1 pseudogene is annotated in these 950 nt (G+C 44.8%); it reads left to right on the top strand.

The features are described 5' to 3' along the window. Window positions 1-784, top strand: a pseudogene (locus tag CVN76_RS05385) (hypothetical protein); the annotation flags it as partial. Window positions 785-950 lie beyond the last annotated feature (166 nt).

The following is a 950-nucleotide window of genomic DNA, read 5'->3' as shown; positions in this document are numbered from 1 at the left end:
GGCGATCAGGGAGACGATTATTTCCGTCGGTGGGGCGCTTGTCGTGCTCAAAGCCGGTTTTGCCGCAATGACAGTCATAAGCACCGTAACGACGATGATGAACGCATATAAGCTCGCAAATGTCGGGGCCACAACGGCTGCGGCTCTTTTTAATGGCGTCCTTATGGCTAACCCTATCGGCCTAATTGTGGTAGCCCTGGCGGCTTTGACTGCGGGGATTATTTACGTATGGCGGAACTTCGATACGGTGAAGGCGAAAACGATCGAGCTATGGAATAAACTCGGTTATCTAAAGGGAGCTGTTTTAGCGCTACTCGGTCCATTCGGATCAATCGTCGGAATAGGTGTGGCTATTTATCGCAACTTTGACACGATAAAGAGTAAGGCTGGCGAGATGGTTAACTCGGTTATTTCCGGAGTAAATAAGATGATTGGCGTCCTTAACAAGATACCTGGCGTTAATATTCCGATTGTGCCAAAAGTTAGCTGGTCCAACGTTACAAGCGCGCCGCAATACAGCAAATCCGTAGGTCAGGGCCGTCAAACATCGGCAGCAGGCGGACTTTCTTATGTACCGAGGGATGGAACGATAATAAATGCCCACCGGGGCGAACGCGTTTTAACAAAGCAGGAAAATAAGGAGTATTCATCAGGAAAAGGCGGAGGCAATACGTATCAATTCAATGTTACGATGAACGGATCAGGTTCAACGAAGAAAGACGCCGATCAATTATTCGATTATTTCGTTAAGAAAGTAATACAGGCCGGTAATTCGGGCGCTTAATGGTGGTAGGAAAAATAGCTATATGCCGACTTACGGGTCGGCTTATAGGACTTGTTAAAATATACTAAGTAAAGGGCGGAGTATATAGAAAATTGTTGTATATTGTTAAAAATTTGGTAGAATAGTAGTAAAATGAGGTAAAGTTATATGAATAACAATCAGATTT

Source organism: Bacillus sp. mrc49 (assembly GCF_002803435.1).
Note: the sequence above shows the minus strand (reverse complement) of the source record. Positions and strands in the feature narration are given on the sequence as shown.